This is a genomic window from Microbacterium sp. Bi128 (genome assembly GCF_918698205.1).
Map to the genome: position 1 here is coordinate 1 of NZ_CAKKMM010001192.1, position 1,590 is coordinate 1,590.

Here is a 1,590-nt window from a genome sequence, read left to right on the forward strand (position 1 = left end):
CCCGTTGATTTTGGAAGCACCGGACACCACGCAGATGCGGCGCCGGACCTGGCGGAGCTGGGCCAGGTCTGGGCCGGTGGAGCGCGCGTTGAGCGTGATGCCGTCCGAGGACCCGTCGGCGCGGAAGAACACCGTGGCAACATCGCCCACCACATCGGAGTTCGCCAGGACGTTCAAGTCGTCTTCATCGAGGTAGCCGCCGGCGTAAACGTGGCTGGGGTAGTCGGCGTCGACCGATCCGACACCAAAGATCGCGATGCTCATCCGGGCCTGCAGCTCCAGGATCCGCTGAACACTCCGCTCATTCCACATGGCCCTTTTGGTCGCGGCGTGGTCGAAGAAGGCCGGCACGGGAAACTGTTCCACCCGTGCTCCGTAGGCGCTGCCGAACCGCCTCATGATGTCCGAGGCATAGGTGATGCCGGTGGTCTGCATGTTCCCGGCGCCGTTGAGCTGGACGATCACGCTGTCGTGGGTGATCTTGCGCGTCAGGTGCCGGCTCACGGCGCTCAAGGTGGAGCCCCATGCGACGCCGATGATGGCGTTGGAGTCCACCAGCGGTCCGATCGTCCGGGCGGCCTGCATGGCCACACGGTCCAGTGTTTCCGCCTCATTGAGGGTGTCCACCACCGGAACGACATGGACATCCACCTTGTATTCGGCGCGGATCATGCCCTCGAGTTCGGGCCCGGTGTCCAGCGGGCTGCGGATCTGGATCTGCACGAGACCCGAATCGCGCGCCGCGGACAACAGCCGGGAAACCGTGGACCGGGACGTCCGGAGCTCGCGGGCGATGGCGTCCATGGTCAGGTCCTGCAGGTAATACAGCTGGGCCGCGCGGAGGGCGTCGGACTGGCGTGATTGCATCATGACATTTCCCATCTGCACGTTTGTGCATAGTGCTTGACTCCATTTTCCATTAGTCCAAAGAATAGTGTTGAACGGCGCCGCGCCACGGGCGTGCCGCACAGAATCAAACCCAAGGGAGCAATTTTGGGACAGAAGGACTCAGTCGGCACACCGGCGAACGATCGCGCCTCGGTGCAGAAGCTGCGGACGCGGCGGCACGCGCAGGTTCTGATCATCGGAGGCGGAATCAACGGGGTCGGAACGTTCCGTGACCTGGCGCTGCAGGGCGTGGATGTGGCGCTCGTTGAGCGCGGCGATTACTGCCAGGGTGCCAGCGGCGCCTCTTCCCACATGATCCACGGCGGTATCCGGTACCTCGAAAACGGCGAGTTCCGCCTGGTCCAGGAGTCGGTGACCGAGCGCAACAGGCTTCTGCGGATCGCGCCGCACTACGTCAAGCCGCTGCAGACCATGATCCCGATCTTCAGCACCTTCTCCGGGGTCCTGGCCGCCCCCATGCGCTTCCTGACCCACAAGCAGGGCAAGCACACCGAACGCGGGGCGTTCCTGATCAAGCTCGGCCTGAGCATGTACGACTTCTTCTCCCGCGACGGCGGCACGGTTCCGCGCCACCAGTTCCGCGGACGCAAACGCGCCCTCGCCGAGCTGCCCCGCCTGCACCCCGGGATCAAGTACGCGGCCACGTACTTCGACGCCTCCGTCCACAACCCCGAGCGCCTC

Annotated in this window: 2 protein-coding genes; one reads left to right on the forward strand and one right to left on the reverse strand. The window is 64.9% G+C overall.

Annotated elements, in window-relative coordinates; genetic code table 11:
- Window positions 1–870, reverse strand: an 870-nt coding sequence (locus tag LQV45_RS31130) for a sugar-binding transcriptional regulator (protein ID WP_230011189.1), incomplete at its 3' end; no start/stop codon positions are given.
- A 123-nt stretch (window positions 871–993) separates the two neighbouring features.
- On the opposite strand from LQV45_RS31130, the gene LQV45_RS31135 reads away from it, so the two are divergent.
- The coding region (locus tag LQV45_RS31135; RefSeq protein WP_374208348.1) for an FAD-dependent oxidoreductase at window positions 994–1,590 on the forward strand (597 nt) is incomplete at its 3' end.